The organism is Aminobacter sp. MET-1, from assembly GCF_026521175.1.
Taxonomy (GTDB): Bacteria; Pseudomonadota; Alphaproteobacteria; order Rhizobiales; family Rhizobiaceae; genus Aminobacter.
The window spans coordinates 1-446 of record NZ_JAMSHL010000072.1; the positions used below are offsets into that span (position 1 = coordinate 1).

General features: G+C 64.6%; 1 protein-coding gene. It reads left to right on the forward strand.

Translation table 11 applies throughout. The annotated features are described in order from the left end of the window. On the forward strand, positions 1-446 hold a 446-nt coding region (locus tag NDO48_RS29065), incomplete at both ends, for an aldehyde dehydrogenase family protein (RefSeq protein ID WP_267322895.1).

Below are 446 nucleotides of genomic sequence, written 5' to 3' on the forward strand. Positions count from 1 at the left end.
GTCGGCCAGATCATCCCGTGGAACTTTCCGCTTCTGATGCTGGCCTGGAAGATCGCTCCCGCTCTCGCCACCGGCTGCACGGTGGTACTGAAGCCGGCCGAGTTCACGCCGCTCACCGCGATCCTGTTTGCCGAGATCTGCGAGCGCGCCGGTGTGCCCAAGGGTGTGGTCAACATCGTCCAGGGTGGCCCCGAGGCGGGGGCGGCGATCGTCAATCACCCCAGCATCGACAAGATCGCCTTCACCGGCTCGTCGGAGGTCGGCAAGATCATCCGCAAGGCGACTGCGGGCTCAGGCAAAAAGCTGTCGCTGGAGCTCGGCGGTAAATCGGCCTTCATCGTTTTTGAGGACGCCGATCTCGACAGCGCCGTCGAGGGGCTCGTCGACGGTATCTGGTTCAACCAGGGTCAGGTCTGCTGCGCCGGTTCGCGCCTCCTGGTGCAGGA